At 69.8% G+C, this 18952-nt stretch carries 25 protein-coding genes; 17 read left to right on the top strand and 8 right to left on the bottom strand.

Annotated elements, in window-relative coordinates:
* The first annotated feature begins 381 nt into the window (after nucleotides 1–381).
* Together ACBR40_RS41800 and ACBR40_RS41795 are read left to right on the top strand one after the other, a co-directional pair.
* Nucleotides 382–795 carry a VOC family protein gene (locus ACBR40_RS41800; RefSeq protein ID WP_150935602.1) on the top strand — a complete coding sequence of 138 codons (414 nt, stop codon included), beginning with the start codon at nucleotides 382–384 and terminating at the stop codon, nucleotides 793–795.
* A gap of 78 nt (nucleotides 796–873) precedes the next feature.
* On the top strand, nucleotides 874–1203 hold the full coding sequence (locus ACBR40_RS41795; RefSeq protein ID WP_364463475.1) for an Imm51 family immunity protein: 330 nt from the start codon (nucleotides 874–876) through the stop codon (nucleotides 1201–1203).
* A 109-nt stretch (nucleotides 1204–1312) separates the two neighbouring features.
* On the opposite strand, the gene ACBR40_RS41790 is transcribed toward ACBR40_RS41795, so the two are convergent.
* From ACBR40_RS41790 to ACBR40_RS41780, 3 genes are all read right to left on the bottom strand, one after another.
* Nucleotides 1313–1582, bottom strand: a complete 270-nt coding sequence (locus ACBR40_RS41790) for a non-reducing end alpha-L-arabinofuranosidase family hydrolase (protein ID WP_371252319.1) — start codon at nucleotides 1580–1582, stop codon at nucleotides 1313–1315.
* 338 nt (nucleotides 1583–1920) lie between these two features.
* Nucleotides 1921–2130: a hypothetical protein gene (locus tag ACBR40_RS41785; protein WP_371252313.1), complete on the bottom strand. Its 210-nt coding sequence runs from the start codon at nucleotides 2128–2130 to the stop codon at nucleotides 1921–1923.
* A 210-nt stretch (nucleotides 2131–2340) separates the two neighbouring features.
* Nucleotides 2341–3045, bottom strand: a complete 705-nt coding sequence (locus ACBR40_RS41780; RefSeq protein ID WP_371252312.1) for a TetR/AcrR family transcriptional regulator — start codon at nucleotides 3043–3045, stop codon at nucleotides 2341–2343.
* A 109-nt stretch (nucleotides 3046–3154) separates the two neighbouring features.
* Between ACBR40_RS41780 and ACBR40_RS41775 the strand changes: the two genes are divergently transcribed.
* From ACBR40_RS41775 to ACBR40_RS41745, 7 genes are all read left to right on the top strand, one after another.
* Nucleotides 3155–3889 (top strand): SDR family oxidoreductase, encoded by a 735-nt coding sequence (locus ACBR40_RS41775; protein WP_371252311.1) that lies wholly within the window; start codon nucleotides 3155–3157, stop codon nucleotides 3887–3889.
* 139 nt (nucleotides 3890–4028) lie between these two features.
* Nucleotides 4029–4238: a hypothetical protein gene (locus tag ACBR40_RS41770; protein ID WP_371252310.1), complete on the top strand. Its 210-nt coding sequence runs from the start codon at nucleotides 4029–4031 to the stop codon at nucleotides 4236–4238.
* A gap of 26 nt (nucleotides 4239–4264) precedes the next feature.
* Complete coding sequence (locus ACBR40_RS41765; protein ID WP_344213037.1) at nucleotides 4265–4471, top strand: 4-oxalocrotonate tautomerase family protein; 207 nt, start codon at nucleotides 4265–4267, stop codon at nucleotides 4469–4471.
* A 1262-nt stretch (nucleotides 4472–5733) separates the two neighbouring features.
* Nucleotides 5734–6183, top strand: a complete 450-nt coding sequence (locus tag ACBR40_RS41760; protein WP_371252308.1) for a hypothetical protein — start codon at nucleotides 5734–5736, stop codon at nucleotides 6181–6183.
* 133 nt (nucleotides 6184–6316) lie between these two features.
* A complete protein-coding gene (locus ACBR40_RS41755) occupies nucleotides 6317–7267 on the top strand; it encodes a saccharopine dehydrogenase (RefSeq protein ID WP_371252307.1) in 951 nt (316 codons plus the stop codon).
* A 25-nt stretch (nucleotides 7268–7292) separates the two neighbouring features.
* The gene (locus ACBR40_RS41750) at nucleotides 7293–7583 is read left to right on the top strand and encodes an antibiotic biosynthesis monooxygenase (protein WP_371252306.1); all 291 of its coding nucleotides are present in this window, start codon (nucleotides 7293–7295) and stop codon (nucleotides 7581–7583) included.
* Nucleotides 7584–8179: 596 nt separating this feature from the next.
* On the top strand, nucleotides 8180–8731 hold the full coding sequence (locus ACBR40_RS41745; RefSeq protein WP_344213047.1) for a TetR/AcrR family transcriptional regulator: 552 nt from the start codon (nucleotides 8180–8182) through the stop codon (nucleotides 8729–8731).
* 35 nt (nucleotides 8732–8766) lie between these two features.
* Here the strand turns inward: ACBR40_RS41745 and ACBR40_RS41740 are convergent, their stop codons facing one another.
* Nucleotides 8767–9294: a CGNR zinc finger domain-containing protein gene (locus ACBR40_RS41740; protein WP_371252305.1), complete on the bottom strand. Its 528-nt coding sequence runs from the start codon at nucleotides 9292–9294 to the stop codon at nucleotides 8767–8769.
* Between the two features lie 102 nt (nucleotides 9295–9396).
* Here ACBR40_RS41740 and ACBR40_RS41735 point away from each other — a divergent pair, with 102 nt between their 5' ends.
* The 4 genes from ACBR40_RS41735 (at nucleotide 9397) to ACBR40_RS41720 (ending at nucleotide 12934) form a co-directional block, all read left to right on the top strand.
* Nucleotides 9397–10677 carry an MFS transporter gene (locus ACBR40_RS41735; protein ID WP_371252304.1) on the top strand — a complete coding sequence of 427 codons (1281 nt, stop codon included), beginning with the start codon at nucleotides 9397–9399 and terminating at the stop codon, nucleotides 10675–10677.
* Nucleotides 10652–11287, top strand: a complete 636-nt coding sequence (locus ACBR40_RS41730) for a hypothetical protein (protein ID WP_371252303.1) — start codon at nucleotides 10652–10654, stop codon at nucleotides 11285–11287. The genes ACBR40_RS41735 and ACBR40_RS41730 overlap by 26 nt, the downstream gene beginning before the upstream one ends.
* The gene (locus ACBR40_RS41725; protein ID WP_371252302.1) at nucleotides 11248–12030 is read left to right on the top strand and encodes a histidine kinase; all 783 of its coding nucleotides are present in this window, start codon (nucleotides 11248–11250) and stop codon (nucleotides 12028–12030) included. The genes ACBR40_RS41730 and ACBR40_RS41725 overlap by 40 nt, the downstream gene beginning before the upstream one ends.
* 208 nt (nucleotides 12031–12238) lie before the next feature.
* Nucleotides 12239–12934, top strand: coding sequence for a class I SAM-dependent methyltransferase (locus ACBR40_RS41720; RefSeq protein ID WP_371252301.1), 696 nt, complete (start codon nucleotides 12239–12241; stop codon nucleotides 12932–12934).
* Here the strand turns inward: ACBR40_RS41720 and ACBR40_RS41715 are convergent.
* On the bottom strand, nucleotides 12920–13543 hold the full coding sequence (locus ACBR40_RS41715) for a hypothetical protein (protein WP_371252300.1): 624 nt from the start codon (nucleotides 13541–13543) through the stop codon (nucleotides 12920–12922). The two genes, ACBR40_RS41720 and ACBR40_RS41715, sit on opposite strands and share 15 nt — an antisense overlap.
* 71 nt (nucleotides 13544–13614) lie before the next feature.
* Complete coding sequence (locus tag ACBR40_RS41710; RefSeq protein WP_371252298.1) at nucleotides 13615–14076, bottom strand: NUDIX hydrolase; 462 nt, start codon at nucleotides 14074–14076, stop codon at nucleotides 13615–13617.
* Between the two features lie 177 nt (nucleotides 14077–14253).
* On the opposite strand from ACBR40_RS41710, the gene ACBR40_RS41705 reads away from it, so the two are divergent.
* Both ACBR40_RS41705 and ACBR40_RS41700 read left to right on the top strand, forming a co-directional pair.
* Nucleotides 14254–14583, top strand: coding sequence for a PadR family transcriptional regulator (locus ACBR40_RS41705; protein ID WP_344213063.1), 330 nt, complete (start codon nucleotides 14254–14256; stop codon nucleotides 14581–14583).
* A complete protein-coding gene (locus ACBR40_RS41700) occupies nucleotides 14580–15605 on the top strand; it encodes a hypothetical protein (RefSeq protein WP_371252297.1) in 1026 nt (341 codons plus the stop codon). Before ACBR40_RS41705 ends, ACBR40_RS41700 begins: the two co-directional genes overlap by 4 nt.
* 31 nt (nucleotides 15606–15636) lie before the next feature.
* Here ACBR40_RS41700 and ACBR40_RS41695 read toward each other — a convergent pair whose 3' ends face one another.
* Together ACBR40_RS41695 and ACBR40_RS41690 are read right to left on the bottom strand one after the other, a co-directional pair.
* Nucleotides 15637–16278 carry a response regulator gene (locus tag ACBR40_RS41695; protein WP_371252296.1) on the bottom strand — a complete coding sequence of 214 codons (642 nt, stop codon included), beginning with the start codon at nucleotides 16276–16278 and terminating at the stop codon, nucleotides 15637–15639.
* A complete protein-coding gene (locus tag ACBR40_RS41690; RefSeq protein WP_371252295.1) occupies nucleotides 16275–17372 on the bottom strand; it encodes a sensor histidine kinase in 1098 nt (365 codons plus the stop codon). Before ACBR40_RS41690 ends, ACBR40_RS41695 begins: the two co-directional genes overlap by 4 nt.
* Before the next feature lie 114 nt (nucleotides 17373–17486).
* Between ACBR40_RS41690 and ACBR40_RS41685 the strand changes: the two genes are divergently transcribed.
* Together ACBR40_RS41685 and ACBR40_RS41680 are read left to right on the top strand one after the other, a co-directional pair.
* On the top strand, nucleotides 17487–18176 hold the full coding sequence (locus tag ACBR40_RS41685; RefSeq protein ID WP_371252294.1) for an ABC transporter ATP-binding protein: 690 nt from the start codon (nucleotides 17487–17489) through the stop codon (nucleotides 18174–18176).
* Nucleotides 18173–18916: an ABC transporter permease gene (locus tag ACBR40_RS41680; protein WP_371252293.1), complete on the top strand. Its 744-nt coding sequence runs from the start codon at nucleotides 18173–18175 to the stop codon at nucleotides 18914–18916. Before ACBR40_RS41685 ends, ACBR40_RS41680 begins: the two co-directional genes overlap by 4 nt.
* The last annotated feature ends 36 nt before the right edge of the window (nucleotides 18917–18952 follow it).

Raw genomic sequence — 18952 nt, 5'->3', positions numbered from 1 at the left:
GCCCGCGTCCGGCTCATCGCAAGCGACACACCGGCCCAGAACCCGCTCCCGCAGACACTTACCGCTTAACCTGCAGAAACAGGATCACGCGAAGCTTGATTCATACACCACGTCCGTGGACGTGACCGGTGGGTGAGGTAGTTGGATCAATGGCCCCGCCGTTCTCGCGGGTGAACATCGGGGTTGACGGCGACCGATCGATGCCCAGTTCATCGCGCTGGACTTGTTCGTGGCGGTGCAGAAGCCGGAGAGTGGCCGGGCGGCACCGGTGGGCCGCCGATACCCGGCAGACACCGGTCACGAATCGAGAAGCGCCGGGCCCGGAACCCCTCGTAGCGTGAGCTTCATGAGCACGACCCTGAAGCACAAGGGAGCCAAGGCATGAAAGCGCACGTCAGCTCAATTCTCCTCGCCGTCCGTGACATGGACAGGGCCAAGCGGTTCTACACCGAGGGGCTCGGCTGGAAGATCAAGAACGACTTCGGCGTCTCGGTGTTCTTCGAATCGGACGGAGCCTCGCCCGTCGGCTTCTACGGCCGCGACGGCCTGGCCGACATGGTGGGAACGAGCCGGGACGGCAGCGGCTTCGGCGGGCTTGTCCTCACTTACGTCGTCCGCAGCGAGGCGCGGGTAGACGAGATCATGGCAGAGGCCGAGAAGGCCGGTGCCACGATCCTCAAGCCTGCCGGCGCGCTGCCGTGGGGCGGGTACGGCGGCACCTTCGCCGACCCGGACGGCTACATCTGGAGCCTCGGCTACAGCGCCCAGGGACAGGACCAGCCGTACGCCGAGTGACTCCGCCGGCGGCCCCAGCGGGCCTGGAGCCCCTTGCGGCTGTGGATCGACCAGTGACAGCATGCGCCGGTGCATCCATTGAGGCTGATCGAGCCGACCCCGGGAGAGTACTCACTGTTGCTGGAGGCAGGAACCACGCGGGTCGACGACGTGATCGAAGATCTCGGCCATGAGCCGAACGGATACTTCTGGGAGGGCGTCGCGCAGGTGCTCGTCGGCACCGAGGCTCCCGCTCTGGAAGGGCGATTCTCGTACGACCCCGAAGGCGACATGTTCTGCGCGTACGGAAAGGACCGCGGCGCGCTGGAGGAACTCGGCATCCTGATGGCGACCATCGTGACGGACGCCGACCGCGTGCGGCGGCTCGTGGCGGCCGCCGAGGCGAACGGTTTCGAGTTCGACGACTGACTCGCCTGCCGCTGAAAGACAGGCGCTCTGAGCTGCGGAAAACTGAGGCGGGCTCGGCGCGAAGCCGAGCCCGCCCGTTTCGGATCCGCCCGGTCCCGGCGTTGGTACGTCAGGACGTACGGGCGGGACCTGTGTCATGCCTTGGCGCTGCAGGGTCAGCAGGCCCGGGTGCTAAGGCAGGAGACCATGGTCGCCGCCGGAGCTGGGGCTGCGGCCCTGGTAGAGGAGCGGCAGGTTGCAGGGGTCGACGGTCTTGGTCTGGTCGGGGTTGCTGCCAGGTCACCGTGGCTGATGTCGTTGGTCCAGGCGGCGCGCTGTTGGCCTTGCCGGCGAACGGGTTGCTCTCGGTCGCGGCGTTCGGCGTCCACGAGCCGTCCAGGCGCAGTGGGTCATGCGGTCATCGAATTGATGACTGCCTCAGTGATTAGAGAGGACGCTGGCCTGGCTTACCGCTTGTCGCCGTCTGGCCCGCGACTACGAACGAGACCCGAAGATCTCCGAGGCCGTCATCCGCTGGGCCGCCATCGCCGGTATGGCCCGCCGTCCCACCCGCACGGGCCCCGCTCGGCGACAGGCCAGAATCGTCTGCGACTGACGAAGCATCATGCCGCGGCGGCGTAGACCTCACACCTCAAGAATCAAGGCCTGTGATCACCAGGCAGGGCTTTGACCTGCTCGGAAGATTTTCGGCATCCACAGGCTGGGCGGATGCCGTGGTCACGAGGCCGGTGCGCAGGCCCGGCGTACGGCGGGCAGATGGGTAGTCAGGGTCTGCGCGTAGGCGATGAGCACCGCCGGGATCTCGTCGCCGATCTTCATCCAGGCGATTCCCTGGGCTTCAGTCTGTGCGGCTTGCTGTTCCTGACCGGTGCCATCCATCTCGACGGCGGCCTCCATCAGCAGGTGGATGTGGATCGAGGCGGCCAACGCCGCTGAGCTGGGGCTTCACGTTGCAGGGCCGGAGCCTCGGAGGCAGCCGCAGGCCGCTGGAAGCCGCCGGATGCCGAGCGCCGAGTTGTCCCGTGCCTTGACATTCACCGGAAGATGCCGCGGCGCCACGCCGCCCATCCCACGAAGGCCGCAGCGGCCCGGGACGTGGATGCGCGCGCTGCCGGGGAGGGCTGGGCCGGGTGGTCGTCAGCTTCGGGCGGGGTGCGTGATGCGTTCGAGCCATCGCCGCAGAAGGGCGGCCTCGACCGGTTCCAGTGCCTGCGTCCCGGTGAGATCGAGCTGTGCGTGCAGGCGCAGCGCCGCAGTGTGCAGCGGGTCAGCGTCGTTCGCGGCGGCCGGTTCAGCCAGTACGTGTGAGAACACGGCGTCCCTCATGCGGTGGGACAGCGCGTTGTCGCCGAACGGGGCGGGTCTGGCGATGTGGTCGAGGGCGGTCCCGACGTTCGCCGACAGGATGAGCCGGGCGGCGGTGTGCGGCTCGACCTTGAGCGCGCCCACCGCCGCACACCGCGTGAGTGCCGCCACCAGCAGGTCCATCACGCGCTCTCGAGCTGTTGAGCGCGACCACGGCCTCGGGGTGAACATCAGCTGGTAGAGGGCCGGGTTCGCCTGTGCGAAGGCCATGTGGCCGTCCCAGCCGGCGTGCAGGTCGGCCACCGGGTCGCCGGTCTGCTCCTGGGCGGCCTTGAGCGCGGCGTAGCGCTCATAGCCGTGGTCGGCGACGGCGTCCAGCAGGCCGCGCTTGTCGCCGAACAGCCGGTAGAGCACGGGCTGGCTCACGCCGACGGCCTCGCAGACCGCCCGTGTGGCGACCTCGTGGTCGGAGGACGACGCGAGCTGCCGCTCCGCCGCCTCGATCATCGCCGCGCGAAGCGAGTCGTCCTCTGGCATGCAATCAATGATAGCGGCAAAAGCTAGCGAGGTTACGGAGCTGTGCTATCGTCGGAGCGTACCGTCGATACGGCATTCCCATATCGGCGATAAGATCAAGGGGTCTTCCATGAATGATCAGCGTGTGGCCGTCGTCGGCGGCGGCTCCCGTGGAATAGGCAAGGCGATCGCGGTGGCGCTGGGGGCACGGGGCTACGCGGTCGCGGTGGGTTTCCACGGATCGGACCTCGCCGCGGTGCAGGTGACCGAGGAGATCACGACATCCGGCGGCCGGGCGCTCGCGGTCCAGGCCGACGTGGCCGACGAGGACGCCGTCGCGAAGATGTTCGACGTGGCGGAGAAATCCTTCGGCGGGATCGACGTGGTCGTCAATTCGGCGGGGCGGTTGTCGCTGTCCCCGATCGCCGACCTCGACCTCGACGAGCTGGACGCCCTGCACCGCACCAACATCCGCGGCACCTTCGTCATGGCCAGGGAGGCCGCACGCCGCGTGCGCGCCGGAGGCGCGATCGTCAACCTGTCCACCTCCGTGGTCGGCCTGCAGTTTCCCGGCTACGGCGCGTACGCCGCCAGCAAGGGCGCCGTCGAGGCGATGACACTGGTGCTCGCCCGAGAGCTGCGCGGACGGGACATCACGGTCAACGCCGTCGCGCCCGGCCCGACCGCCACCGAACTGTTCCTCGACGGCAAGGACGAGGCGACGATCGAACGGCTCGCGAAGCAGCCACCGCTGGAGCGCCTCGGCACCCCGCAGGACATCGCCGAGGTCGTCGTCTTCCTGGCGAGCCCGGCCGGGCACTGGATCAACGGCCAGGTCGTGCGCGCCAACGGTGGAATCATCTGATGACCGCCGTGCTAGCGGTCGGCTCACGGGCGGGGCCCGGCACGGGGCACGCCGTCGTGGCCGGCATGAGGCGGACCGCCGACCGCACCGCCCCGCCGTCACTGCCCTGCAACGGCTCGCCGCCGACGAAGACCTCACGTTGCCGGCGTCCGAGCTGGACGTGCAGTCGATCGCCGACGAGATCGTCCCCCTTGTCGATCTCCCCGCCGGCGGCCGTCCGTTCCGCAGCCATCTCGATCCCGGAAAGAAGGGCAGCGAGGTCGTCCCGATCGTCGCCGACCGCATCCGCACCGAGTTCTACCGACGTGTAGGCGTCGAGGACCTGCTGTCCTCAACCGCCTCGCTCTGAATCACCACTACAGGAAGGTCATCACCATGCCATTCGCCAACCTCAAGGTGCCCGCCGACACCCTGACCCCCGAGTCCAAGAAGAAGCTCATCGACGCCGTCACAGACGCCTACGCCACGGTCTACGGAGAACGAGCCCGCGCCACCACCCTGGTCCTCCTGGAGGAGGTCCCGGACGGCGGCTGGGGCGTGGGCGGCAACGTCCTGACCGCCGAGATGCTCGGCCGTAGCTGACCCGTCCGGCGGTAGGGCCGCACCCCCGGACCTACTGCCGGGCCTCGCCCGCCCGTTCTCTCACCTGGCACGGGCGGGTCCGAGCCGGGCGGGGCAGGTCTACGAGCTGACCGGGCCCAGGCTGCTGACGTTCGCCCGGGCCACCGCCGAGATTGCCGCGGCCGCCGCGCGAGATCGACTACAACGCTCGCTCGGCGACGGGGTCCAGCGCGCGCTGGGCGGCGAGCCGCGCAGCGCGCGCTGGGCGGCGAGCCGCGCGACTTCGCCGACTTCGCCCGCCAGGGCGCGGCGAAGGGAATCTGGAGCGCCGTCCGGCGGTCGCGGTCGGGTTCGCGCTGTCGGTGGTGATGCTGCGTGGTCACCATGGCGGTGAACGTGCCGCTCAACGACGCGCTCGCCGCGGGTCAGGTGACGCGGTCCGGGTTCGAGGGCGTCTGGGACACCTGGAACGTGGTGCGAGCGGTGGCCGCCACCGGCTCGCTGGTGCCGGACAGCTTCCCCAGGCTCGGAGGTTCCTCCGTGTGGGCGATATACGCAGCCTGCTCGGACGGGCCGAATCTTCCCTCGTCGCCTCCCGAGAGATCGCCGTCGCCTGTCGCGCCCGGCGACCAGCCAAGCGATGGGTTTTGTCCGTGATGGCGGAACAGTGCGGAGACTTCCTCCGGCTACCGCCTCGCGATCAGCCGTACGCGTGCCCATGCTGGCCCAACGGGTCGGCCAGTTTGACCGAAGGGCGGCGGCGCTACCGAGAAATGCGGGGACTGCCGCCGCTGGAGCTGTGACAGCAACGGCCACGGACGAAGGCCGATTGGTCGGCTCCGCCTCGCGGGACATACGCGGGATCGGCCTCCTGCAGGCGATGTCTGTGAGGCATTCCCAGAGGTCATCACTCGATGGCCGTTCTCATTTCACGGCACCACGCCTATGACCAGGCCAAACTCGTACACCACTTCCGTGGACGTAACCCCTCACGGGCACGGACATCGGGTCGAGCATCGCGCGCGGCCGCGCCTGAAGAGGACCTGGGTGGCGCCGAGGCGTCAGCGCTATTGTTGTGAACGCATGTTCATGCTACTGTCGTGGACAGCTGTTCACGATGGCGTGAACGCTTCGATCAACCGCCTCAATGCCTGGGCGGGCCTGCGCATCCGCAACAGCTGGCGCACCTCGTCCCGGCATGCCCTCGCGTCCTAAGTGATCTGCCAGGCCCACCGGCCGGCCGAGGATGCCGCGTCCAGCACCCCATTCACGTTGGAGGCCACATGACCACTGATCGCAAAAGCCCCACCGTCTCTACGTCCAGGACGAACGTGCAGGTGCTGGCGTGGTGCAGCGCCAACGCGCTGATCACCACCGTTCATCACGTGTACGGCGCCGTCATCTACGGCACCCCTGGGCGTTATCACGCCGTCCTCGCCGCCGCGTTGCTGTTGGCTCTGGACGTGGCCGCATACGCTTGGGCCCGGCGCCCGGTGGCTTGGTGGATCCACTGGTCGGTGTCCCTGGTCGGTTTCGTTCTTTCGTTCGGGCTCTTCGAGGGCCTGTACACCCACGTGCTCTCCCCGCTCCTCCAAGGGGGCTACGTGACGCCTGGGCAGCCGTTCGACCTGCTCTTCCAGGCCACCGGTGTGCTGCACGTCCTCCCCGCCGCCGTGACGGCGCTGCTGCTCGTGCGCCTGTTGCGCGAGCGTGGGCAGGCGGTGACCTCGTGAGCAACAGCGCCAGAGCATGGCGGCATGCGCACCGGATCGCGAGCAGGCCGTTGATGGCAGCGCCCAGCCCGCAAGGCCACGTCGGGAGCCTGTGGTCCCGGAGCTTTCCCGAACGAGGCAGGACGAGACCCGTATGAAGGTCATAGTCCTGGGCGGCTACGGTGCCGTCGGCTCCCAAGCGGTCGCTTATCTCCGGGAGATGGCTGCGCACGTCCTGGCCGCAGGACGTGATCCGAAGCGCGCCGATCTGCTAATTGACGCCGGTCATCCCCACGGCCTCGATCGCGTGTTGAAGGACGTGGACGTGGTGCTCAACTGCGCCGGCACAGAAGACGCCGCCCTGGCGGACCAGGTCACCCGCCACGGCGCGGCTTTCGTGGACATCACGGCGAGCGTGGAATACACATCCGCCGTCGAACGCCTCAAGCCGTCCGCCCCCATCCTGCTCAGCGTGGGCTTGGCCCCAGGTTTGACCAACCTGCTCGCCGCCGCTGTCCAGCACGAAGCGCCGGCCCAGCCCATCGACATCGCTTTGTTGCTCGGCGCCGGTGAGCGCTACGGCAAGGCTTCCACCACCTGGGCGTACCAGTTGCTCGGTCAGGACTTCGCCGATCCGGCGACGGGCGAAAGAATCCGCAACTACAGCCGTCCCCGGCGCTTCCACCTGCCTGTGTACGGGGTGCGCCGGCTGCTTCGGGTCGATTACAGCGACCAGCACGTCCTCCACCGCGACCTCGGCGTGCCCGTCCGTACGTACTTCGGGCTCACGTCCCGTCTGGCGACCGCCGCCCTGGCCGCCCTGACACGTCTTCCCGCGGCTGCTCACGCGGCGCCTTCCTGGCACCTCCCAGGCGATCAACGATGGTTGGCCCTGGCGCGCAGCGCCGACGGCCGCACCCATACGCTCGGCGGCCGGGTCCAGGCGCATGCCACCGCCGCGATAGCGGCCATCGCCGCTGTGAAGGCCGCCCGCCTACCGCGCGGGGTTCATCACCTCCACCACGTACTGGATCTGTCGGACCTCGCAGCTCTGCCGATCAGGCTCCATCCCTGGTATCCGCCGACCCCCGAGCCCAACCACTGAAGCCCACTAGAGAACAGGTACGGTTATGCCTCTTATCACGGTCACCCGGTTCCAGATCGATCCCGCCGACGCCGAACAGTTGCGGGCCCGGCACGCCGCCCTCGTCGCCGCGACCAGAGCCGCAGCGCCAGGGCTGGAGGAGGCGTGGCTGGGCAGAGTCGACGATGAGCACTGGGCCGGCATCTGGCGCTGGGACTCGGCCGCCAGCCTGGCGACGGCCCGGCAGGCAGCGGCCGGCAGTCCTGAAGTCGCCGCCGCCTTCGCGCTGACCCGGGAGGCCGGCGCAGAAGACTTCGAGATCCTCGACGAGCACTGACGATCCGCAGCCGACGCCGGCCACATCACCTCAGGGGATCCCATAGCCCCAATGGGACGCGGCAGGCCACCGCCGGGGGCGCCATCGGTGTGGACCTGTCGGCGCCGATGCTGCGTCAGGCCCGCCGCGCCGCCGCGGGGGGTGGGATCGGCAACGCCGTCTTCAAGCAGGCCGACGCTCAGATCCATCCGTTCCCGATGGCTCTTTCGATGTGGCCATCAGCATGTACGGCGTCATGTTCTTCGCTGCGGCCGGGCGGGCGCCTGGCGGCCGGGTGCCCGCAGCAACCCGAGGAGTGCGGGGGGTTCGTGATCCCCGTCGCGGCCCTGCTCGGCGTCCCGCCGAACCGGCTCCGGTGCCGCAGGACTTCGGCCGAACGGCGGACGAGGCCGCCGAGGCCCTTCTCGCCAGCGGTCCCGCTCGTCACCTCGTCGAGCAGGACGAGCTGCTCTCCTGGAGGGGGGCGGGACACGCCGCCAGCTATCATGAACAATGGTTCATGGTAGGCTTCGGGGTCACGATGCAGTCGCGACACTGGAGGGGTCATAGCACCGGCCCGACGTGGGGCCGCCGCGACGGCGGCGCTGCACGCTTCGATGATCGACCACGCCGCCCAGCTCGTCCGTCGTGACGGGGCCGACGCGCTCACCATGCGGGCGCTGGCCCAGGAGGCGGGATGCTCCCTCGGCATGCTGTACAAGATCTTCGACAGCCGGGAAGCGCTCGTTCTCGCGGTCGTGGACCGGCAGTTCCGGGACCTCACGGCAAGCCTGGAGGAGATCGTGGCGCGGGCCGGCACGGGCACCGTGGCGGAAAACCTGGGACGGTTCGCCGAGGTGCTGCTGGGCCCGGCCGCCGAAGTGATCAAGCTGGCCGCCGGGGTGCCCGTACAGGAACGGGGCTTCCACGACTCGGCCATGGGCAGCGGGTTCGTCGACGCCCTGCCGACCACCGTCACCCGCTACATCGCCGCCGAGAAGCGCCTGGACAGGATCGGGGCTCGGGTGGACGAGCACGCGATCGGGTTCCTGGTGACCGGAGCGGTGCACAACCTGCTCGTCTCCGGCGAGGCGTATCCCCGGCCGTCGCTGTCCGAGGTGCGGGAGTTGCTGGGCGCACTCGCCGAGCTCCTGGTGGACGGGTCCTGAGCCCGGCGAGGCCATAGCCCGTCCCATGGCCGGACTCAGGCATGTCGGCGGCTTCGGTAGGCGGCGGTCTTGGCGCGTGCCGTGCACGCGCTACTGCAGTAGCGCCGCGATCCGTTGCGGGTGAGGTCGATATAGACGGCGTCACACCGGTGAGCTGCGCATTGCCCGAACCGGTCCGGACCGTAGCCGTCCACGATCAGGGCCAGCGCGGTGGCGAACTCGCCTCCCAACGCTTCCACGGCGGTGCCGCCCGCCCCGTGGAAATGCAGGTGGAACGGCTGGCCGGCATCCTCGACCAGGTACGGTTGGGCGCCGTACCTACGAATCATGGCGTTGATGAGCGCCGCCTGATCCGCAGCCTGATCGGCCACCAGCACCTCGCGTAGTTCTCTGGCGAGTTCCCCGAGACGAACATCCGCGTCGAGATCGTCCAGCACCGCTTTCCGGGTGCGCTCGCCGACCATGGCGACGAATGCCCTCACCAGCTCATCGCCCTCCAGGCATGGCGTCTCGGCACCGCCCCGCCATGGGGAGGTGGCCACGTTGACCAGTTCGGCGATCACCGGAGCTTGACGTACGACGTTACAGGCTATTTCCACTTGACCAGTAACCACCCCTCATGGTTCGTTATGTGCTAAACACGTTTTGATGGTAACGGAGCCTTCGTGGTCACCTCCTACCGCCGTCTCCTGTCCCACTCAGGTGTCCCCTACCTGCTTGTCGTCGCGCTGACGGTCAAGCTGAGCACGCCGGTGCTCAGTCTCGCGCTGCTCCTGGCAGCCCTAGATCGACTCGGCTCATACACGGCAGCCGGGTTCGTCCTCACCGGACATGCCCTGGCGCTCGCCATGTCCGCGCCGCTCGGCGGCCGGCTCGTTGACCGCCACGGCAGGCGCAGGGTCCTCACGGTCTACCTCGCTGCCCACGCGGTGTCCTACGGTCTTCTGCTGATGGCCCACCAAGCCGGGTCCGCCGCGATGGTCGGCACGGCGGTCCTCCTGGGCGCGTCCACCCCGCCCGTCACGGCCGTCGTCAGGGGCCTCTGGCCGGAGGTCGTCCCGCCTGACGCGGTGCAGGCCGCCTATGCGGTGGACAACGCCGTCAACGAGGTGATGTTCATCGTCGGCCCGTTGCTCGTCCCCCTGCTGATGCTGCGTATGCCCGCGTCCGGCGTGGTGGCCGCAGCGGGTGCCTTCCTGCTGGTCGGGACCGCATTTCTGCTCCTGTTCCCAGCTGTACGCGCATCGGCATCCGTACGGTCCGCATCTGCCTCGTCGCCCCAGATCCCCGGACGCCGGCTGAGTCGCCTGGCCGGACCGCTCGCCCACCGCCCGACTCTGGTGCTGCTGGTCCTGGCCGCTTTCGGCACCTTCTCCTTCGGCAGCCTGCGCATCGCCACGGTGGCCGCGGCCACGGCGTTGAACTCGCCGTCCGCGGCCGGCGTGCTGATGGGGCTGCTGTCGGTCGGTGCGCTCATCGGCGCGCTGGGCTACGGGGCCCGTGACTGGGGCGTCCCGGCCAAACTGCTCCTCATCGGGCTGTCTCTGGCCGACAGCGCGAGCATGCTGGCCGGAGCCCATGTCTCGGGATTCCTCGCCCTCGCCGTGCTGATCACTGCGATCGGGCTCCTGACGGGACCGCGAGACGCGGTACATCCCGCCCTGCTCGCGGAGCACGCCCCTGCTCGATACCGGACGGAGGTCTTCGCATGGCTGAACACCTTCATGTGGACCGGGTACGGCCTGGGCACTGCCGTCGCCGGCCGCTTGACCGGCCCCGACAACGACGCAAGCCCCGCATTCCTCACCGCGGCGGTGGTCTCCATGCTGGCCGCGCTCGTGGCCGGCCTCGCCTATCGCCCTACGACCCGCCCTACGACGGCCGCTTCGACGCCACCCGACGACCACGACGACCCGGATCGTGCCCGGGCGAACCGGTCTGCATGACGACGTCAAGTGCTCCCGCACCCGCGATCCCGCGAGGTTCCGGGGCTCCATGCATCTGCTCGACCTCGGTCCTGTGCAGATCAGCCGCGTGACTTGTTCATCCGTCCACACGCGAAGAACGGACGAGCTCATCCGCCGGTCGGACCCGGAGGTAGTCCTGGTCACCATGCCGCTCAGTGGCCGATGTGTGGTCACGCAATCCCGCGGCGAGGCGTTCGCCGATCCGCAGGGCCTGCTTGTCCATCCCACATGGCGCCCCTTCTCATTGAAGGCGTACGCGAATGAGGCGGGCATCGTGGACGGCGTCCTCGCCATGGTGCCCCGATCACTTCTTCCCCGCCCTCGTGGCGTCCACTACGACCGGCCCATGGCCCTGACCGATGCCGACGGGACCAACACCGTGTTGCGTGATTTCCTGACCAGCGCGCTGGGCGAGATCGGCGTACTCCGACGACCCAAGGCGGCACGTCTCAGCCACGCCGTCGCCGACCTTGTCGCGGCGGCGATGATCCATAACAGGGGGCACGACGCGCCACAGGCAGACGCGTCACAGGGTAGGCAGCGACGTCCGTGGCCGGGACGATCGCCGGGAAGGCGCGTGAACCCGTGAACCTGACCCGTCTGAGGCGGGGGTGGCAGTTCGCCGGGGAGTGCCTGCTTCCCGTTGCGGTGGCCGTTCCGCTGGTGGCCGACCTGTTCTGTGCGCCCGGTCGGGACGCTCTCGACCTCACCGCCGTCATAGTCGGTTCGCTCGCGCTCGTGGCCTGGCGCCGGGCTCCCCTGGTGCCGCTACTCGTCACCACCGCCAGCATGCTGGTGCACGTGCTCCATGCCCCAGCCGGCCTGTCGGCCGCTCTCCCGGTTCTGGTGTCAGTGTTCGCCGCGGCACGGGCCGGACATCAGGTGCTCGCCGCGCTGGCCGGCGTGGTCTTCCTCGGCGCCGGCCAGGCGATGAGCCCGGCCGCCGTCTCCGGCCACCCCGGCCACGAGTTCGTCGGAAGCACGGGCCTGCTGCTCGGCTGGTTCATCGCCGCCGGGCTGGTCGGCGTGGTGATCCGGCTCCGGCAACCGTGCCTGCGGAAGGCGGAACAAGACCCGGTCGACGCCGAGCGCGCACGCGAGGAGGGCGCCCGGTGGCGGGCGGATCACGAGCGGCTGCGTATCGCCCGGGAACTGCACCATTCTCTCACCCAGAACATCTCGGTCATCAAGGTCCAGGCCGGGGTGGCGGTCCATCTGGCCCGCAAGCGTGGCGAAGAGGTCCCGGCGGCCCTCCTGGCCATTCAGGAGGCCAGCGGTGACGCCATGCGCGAACTGGGCGCCACCCAGCACGTACTGCACGACCCTCGTTGAGAGGCGGAGGCAAGCCCGTACGGCCGGCGCGGCCGGACGGTGCCGCACACAGCAGGAATGCCCTCCGTGCCGTCCTATGACTGGTCCGACCGGGAGCTCGTCGCCTCATGGCGACGCCAGGACGCGGCCAGTGGCAGAGCGGCGAAACCGACCACCTGGCCGCGCCGCTCCGGTGGCGACGGATTTGTGGCCGCGCCATGATGACCCGATGCACAAGGCGACCGCTTACCATGACGGCCTCGGCGATCACTTCGCCGAACACGCAGAGACGAGCCCCTACAACGCCTACACCGACAGACCCGCAATGCTCGAACTCGCGGGCGATGTTGCCGGGGCCAGAATCCTGGATGTCGGCTGTGGGGCAGGCCACTATGCGGCTGAACTCTCGGCCCGCGGTGCTCAGGTGGTCGGAATCGAGGGCAGCGCCACTTTGTTGCGCCACGCACGAGCACGCGTGAACGGCCAGGCGGAACTGCTTCTCCATGATCTCGAAGAGCCGCTTGATTTCGCCGCTGACACATCGTTCGACGGGGTGGTCTGCGCCCTCGTGTACGAGCACGTCAGGAACCGTGCGCAACTGCTGGGTGAACTGCGCCGCGTCCTGCGACCAGGTGGATGGCTCCTGGTGTCGACCACCCATCCCACAGCCGACTGGCGTCACTTCGGAGGCTCGTACTTCAGCCACGACTGGAGAGACCTGCCCCTCGGAGACACCGGGCTCTCGATCCACTACCAGCGCCTGCCATTGGAGACCTTCCTGGGCGAGCTACTGGCCGCAGGGTTCGTGCTGGAGCAGCTGATCGAACCGCGCCCCACGGACGGCCTACGGGAGATCGACGAAGCCGCCTACGACAAGCTTCACCAAGTCCCGTCCTTCCTCACGGTGAAGCTAAGGCGTCCTTGATCCCAACCCCCATGTGGGCATCGGCACGTATGTCCTCGGGCCCCTGCTCATCTCCTCGTCCAGGCGAACGCCGCTTTCCAACTCGATCACCGCAAGACACGTGCCCAGCACCGATACCTCGGGGTTGTCCGACCATACCTCGGGGTTGTCCGACCATGTGTCGTAGACGGCAGCGAACTTGTCCGCGTAGGGTGCCAGCGGCCCGATCTGTTCGGTCCAGGGAATGAAGGGCAACCAATCAGGTTCGGGAAATTGAAGCTGCCCGTTGCTCTCTCCATAAGAGGCGTACAGGGTGGTGTTGCCCTCGATGTCGTTACTCAGGTACCAGTGCCGGAATCCGTGGCCCCCGAGTCGGTCCGTCAGCTCCCTGCCGTCGGAATAAGGGTTGTCCGACCATGTGACGACGCCCGAGCCGGCTTGTTGAAGTTCGAGGTCGCTGGGCTCGACCTCTCTCGCAGCGCGCAGGATGGCGGCATCCAGCCCGAGCCGGCGCACCGCGTCCTCGACCGTCATCACGCCGTGGTCGGGAAGCGTCACCGTGCACGCCATCCCTTCCCACGGCACCCGGCGAACCAGCTCGGCGTAACGCTCGACGACCTCACTGAACACAGGACAACCAGCTTTCTCGGACGGATCGACGCCGACAATCCAAAGCACTGCCTCGGTTGGGTGTAGCGGGGTCAACGACGAAGTAGCTCCGTGAGTGGCCCGTGCACATCTGCGGGGTACAGGTTCAGCTGCTCGAACTCGGCGGCCGTCGCCCATCTGAGCTCGAAGCTGTTGTCCGGTCCGTGATCCCTGGCCTCCTCTCCGGAGAGCAAGGGGGTGCCGTTGATGTCACGCATGAGGAAGTAGAAGGCCGGCCGGCCGTTGTGCGAGCCGGAAAAGAGCAGCCGGTCGATCGTCCCGGTGAGAGTCGTCTCCTCGTGGAGTTCGCGCACTGCCGCGTTCTCCGGCGACTCGCCATCCTCCACATGCCCTCCGGGAAGAAGCGTGTAGTGGTGCCCGGGACATCTCTCCCCCTGCCGGCCCGCGCCGGCGCACATGTGGCAGGTGACGCCGGGGGCGCGCCGGAGGAACCGCTTGATGACCAGGACTCGGGTGCCGTCGACGACCACGGCGACCGCTCTGGGGATCGGCATGAAGCGGATCATACGATGCGGGTCCGGCGGAGTTCGATGAGTTCCGCCGGGCCGCCGATCTGCGGCGGGAACCCCGCCACCTCCAGCCCGGCGCCTTGCCTCACCGGGCATCCATCGCTCGTCAGCCGAGGCCGCTCACTCCTGACGATATCCTGATTACCAGGATATAGTGGAGGCGTGAAGATCACGGAGCCCATGTTCCTGGCGCTCACCGCGCTGGTGGGCGAGCCGCGTCACGGCTACGGCATCGTCCAGGAGGTCGACCGGCTGTCCGTCGGGCGCGTCCAGCTCAAGATCGGCACTCTGTACGGCGTGCTCGACAAACTCGCGGCCGAGGGCCTGATCGCGCTCGACCGCGAAGAGGCACAGCAGGGACGGCTGCGGCGCTACTACCGACTTACCGACGAGGGCGCCGAGGCCCTGCGCGTGGAGGCCGCCCGCATGGAGGAGACCGCGCGCGTCGCCACGACCCTGCTCCGCGCACGCACGGCCGGAGGCGCCGCATGACCCTGCTCGAACAGCGTTACCGCTCGGTGCTCCGCCTGCTGCCGGCCTCCTACCGCGCCGAGCGCGAGGAGGAGATGGTGGACGCGTTCATGGAGATGTACGGCGACGCGCCCGACGAGACCAGCCCCCGGCCGCCCTGGGGCGAGATCGCCAGCGTGCTGGCCCTGTCCGTACGGATCCGGCTCGGCGCCGCGGGCTCGGCGCCCCGCTTCCTCGTCTGGGGCCAGACCGTACGCCTCGTGGCCCTGGTCGGGCTGGCCTTCCAGGCGGCCGTCGCCCTCTCGGGCGTGGGTGACCTGCTGCGCGGGGTGAGCGCGGACAGCGAATCCGGCTACTTCGGCGCTCCCGGTTCGCCGGAGCGGCTGCTCGCGATCGTGGTGACGATCATCGGTGCCTGCACCGCCGTCGCGTTCACGGCGATCATGCGCGGCCGCCCGCGTGCGGCGAAGCCGGCGGCTCTGCTGGGACTCCTGCCTGCGGTCTACGTCCTCGTCAGACACGTGGTCGCGGGCGAGGTCATCCTGCCGCTGGAGAACTCGGCCCAGCTCGCCTCGGCCGCGGTGCCGGTGATCGCGCTCTTCGCCGGGTTCCACGCCGACGTGTCTCCGGTGCGGCGGTCATGGTGGCTCGCGCTGCTGCCGGTGGGGGGCGCGCTCGCCCTGCAGGGGTGGGCGCAGGTCAGCCTGACCTGGGGTCAGGTCGACTCGCCCTGGATGTACCTGTGGATGGATCCCGCCGGGGCGGGGATAGCGGTGTTCGCGGTGATCGGGGTGTTCGTCCTGGCTCGAAGGCGCTCGTCGTCGTGGCCGCTCGCGCTGTCGATCTATGGCGTGCTCCTGCTGCTGCCGCGGCTGTCGCTGCTCGCCTACGCTCACGAAGGCGAGGTCGGCAGGATCCTGTGGGCGACGGTGTGCGGGCAGTGCGCGCTGCTCGGGGTGCTGTCCACGGCGCTGGCCTTCGCGGGGCTCCGGGCGCTGCCGCCGGCACGGCCCGCGCTCGGCGACGGCCTCGTACGTCCCTGAACCCGTCCTGAACACGCAACCGTCGCCGAGCTCACTCCCCCAGGCCGTGACGGTAGGCGTAGGTGACGGCCTGGGCGCGGTCTCGCAGGCCCGCCTTGGCGAACAGGTTGTTAATGTGGGTCTTGACGGTGCCCGCCGAGATGAACAGCTCAGCGGCGATCTCCGCGTTCGACCGGCCCGCCGCGATCAGCCGCAGCACCTCGCCCTCGCGCGCGGTCAGCCCGTCGGGGAGGTCGCTGGGCCGGTGGGGCCGCCGGGCGACCTCCTCGGCCAGCCGCCGCTGCACCTCGGGATCGAAGTGCGCCTGCCCGCCGGACACGGTGGCGATGGCCCTGGCCAGCGTCTCGGGGTCGGTGTCCTTGGTCAGGTAGCCGCGGGCGCCGGCCCGCAGCGCCGCGAACACCGATTCGTCGTCGGAGTAGGTCGTCAGCACCACCACCTGGACGCCGGGATGGGCGGCGCGGATCCTGCGGGTCGCCTCCACGCCGTCCATCCTGGGCATCCGCAGGTCCATCAGCACCACGTCGGGGAGCTCGGCGGCGGCCAGCCGTACCGCCTGCTCGCCGTCGGCCGCGGTGCCCGCGACCTCCACGCCGGGCAGCAGCCCGAGCAGCAGCACCAGACCTTCCCTGACCACGGTCTGGTCGTCGGCCACCAGCACCCGTACGGTCACGACGCCGCCTCCGCGGGCAGCCGCAGCAGGACGCGGAAGCCCTCGCCCTCCGGGCCGGTGGTGAGCGACCCACCGAGCAGCTCGGCGCGTTCCCGCATGCCGACCAGGCCGTAACCGCCGCCGTCCGGCGCCGGCGGGGCCGCGCCGCCGTCGTCGCGGACCTCCAGCTCGCACCAGCCGCGGACGTTGCGCAGGGTGACCGTGACCGCCGCGCCGGGCGCGTGTCTGCGCACGTTGGTGAGCGCCTCCTGCGCCGTACGGGCCACCGCCAGGCGGGCGCCGGCGGGCAGGGCGGAGACGTCGCCGCTGACCTCCACCTCGCACGGCGCGCCGCCCGCCGAACGGTGCTCCGTGGTGAGGCGCTCCAGGAGCTCCAGCAGCCGTACGTCCTGGCCGCGCAGCGCGTCCACGGCCCGCTTGGTCTCCTCCAGGCCGCTGCGGGCCAGCCGTACGGCGCGGCTGACCCGGTCCAGCGCGGTGGCCACGTCGCCGCGCTCCAGCAACAGCCGTGCCCCCTCCAGGTGGACGATCTGCGCGGACTGGGCATGGGCCAGGATGTCGTGGATCTCCCTGGCCAGGTGGGCGCGCTCGGCCTGGGCGGACTCGCGGGCCCGCGACTCGGCCAGCTCCCTGGTCAGCGTGAGCTGGCGCAGCAGGAAGGCCAGGATCACGCTGTAGCAGAGGCCCATCGTGTTCCCGAACGTCTCCGCGACCGGCAGACGGAGCAGAAGGGACACCAGAGCGGTCCCGCCGATGTCAGCGGCCACGAACGCCGCCGCCCACCTCAGCGGCAGCCGGTACGGCGCGGCGAAGACGACCACGTACAGCACCGCGAGGCCGCTGTAGGGGGACACGGCGTGCATCGCCAGGCCGCCGGCGAGAGCCGGCGGCAGCAGCCGGCCGGCGCCGGGGAACACCGCACCGCGCACGCCCGCGGCGAACGTCGCCGCGGAGAGCAGGAGCACCCCGGCCCCGGCCGCCCAGCCGAGCCTCGGCCACGCGTCCGCCACGGCGTACACCGACCCGAACAGCAGGTACGACACCACCAAGGCGCGGAACACCACGCGGACGAGGGGACGACGCAGGAAGGACACACCGGCAACCGTAACCACCGCCCCCGGACGGGACCATCCACCCCACGGTGGAGATCGTCATATCCACCCACGCGGCCATGAATCCCCCGCCCGGCGCCGACCATGCTGCACACCATGACAGCGATCACCGTCACCGACCTGAGCAAGTCGTTCGGCGCGGTCCGCGCGGTCGACCAGGTGTCGTTCACCGTCGAGCCGGGCGCGGTCACCGCCTTCCTCGGACCCAACGGCGCGGGGAAGACGACCACCCTGCGCATGATCCTCGGGCTGGTCGCCCCCACCTCGGGCACCGCGCTGATCGGGCGCACGCCGTACGACCGGCTGGACAATCCGATCACCAAGGTCGGCGCGGTGCTGGAGGCGACCGCCTTCCACCCCGGCCTGTCCGCCCGCGCTCACCTGGAGGTGCTGCGCACGGCCGCCGGCCTGGACCCGGCCCGCGTGAGCCTGGTCCTGGAACAGATCGAACTGACCCATGCGGCCGACCGCAGGGTCGGCGGCTTCTCCCTCGGCATGCGCCAGCGCCTGGCGATCGCCGGCGCACTGCTCGGCGACCCGGAGGTTCTCATCCTCGACGAACCCTCCAACGGGCTGGACCCCCAGGGGATCTCCTGGCTGCGCGGGTTCCTGCGCGCCCACGCGCTCGACGGGCGGGCCGTCCTGGTGTCCACGCACGTGCTGGCCGAGATCGAGCGCATCGCCAACCGCGCCCTGATCATCTCGGGCGGCCGGCTGGTACGGCAGGCGGAGCTCACCCCCGACTCCACCGACCTCGAACACCTCTACCTGGAGGCGACCCGATGATCCGCAACCCGCTGGTCCGCGCCGAGCTGGTCAAGGCGCGCGCGGGGCGTACCGGCCCGGCCCTCGCCGTGATCGCGCCCGTCACCTGCGCCGTGTGGGCGGCGCTGCAGGTCCTGGTCTTCGACGGCCTCAGCGACGTGCCCGAGACCGCGCGGGTGGAGAACGTCTACGCCATGGCCCAGCAGGCGTACGTGTTCACGCTGATCCTCGGGGTGCTCGCGATGACCGGCGAGTACCGGCACCAGACGATCACCTGGACCTTCCTCGTCACTCCGGTCAGGAGCCGCGTGGTGAGCGCCAAGCTGGTGGCCTGGGGGCTCGTCGGGCTGGCCATCGCGTGCGTGTCGGCGCTGGCCACGCTGGCGTCGGGGGCGGTGCTGCTCGCCGTACGCGGGTTGCCGGTGCTGACCCCCGGCGTCCCGCTCGTCCTGCTCGGCGCGGTGCTGAGCACGGCCGCGTACGCGCTGCTGGGCGTGGGGCTCGGCGCGCTCATCCGCAACCAGGTGGTGGCGCTGGTCGTGGCCCTGCTGTGGTTCATGTACGGGGACTACATGCTCACGTCGGTGGCGCCTGACGTCGGACGCTGGCTGCCCACGGGCGCGGCCCGCGCGCTGAGCGGCATGCACCTGCAGGCCGGCGCGCTCCTGCCGGCCTGGGCCGGGGGGCTGCTGTTCGCCGCGTACGTCGCCGCGGCCGCCCTCGCGGCCCGGCTGGTGACCCTGCGCCGCGACGTCACCTGAGTCTGTCGGACTCCCCTGCGAAGATCGCCTCGATCG

This window comes from Nonomuraea sp. AD125B (assembly GCF_041402765.1).
Classification (GTDB): domain Bacteria; phylum Actinomycetota; class Actinomycetes; order Streptosporangiales; family Streptosporangiaceae; genus Nonomuraea; species Nonomuraea bangladeshensis.
This window is presented reverse-complemented; position numbering and strand designations above follow the sequence as displayed.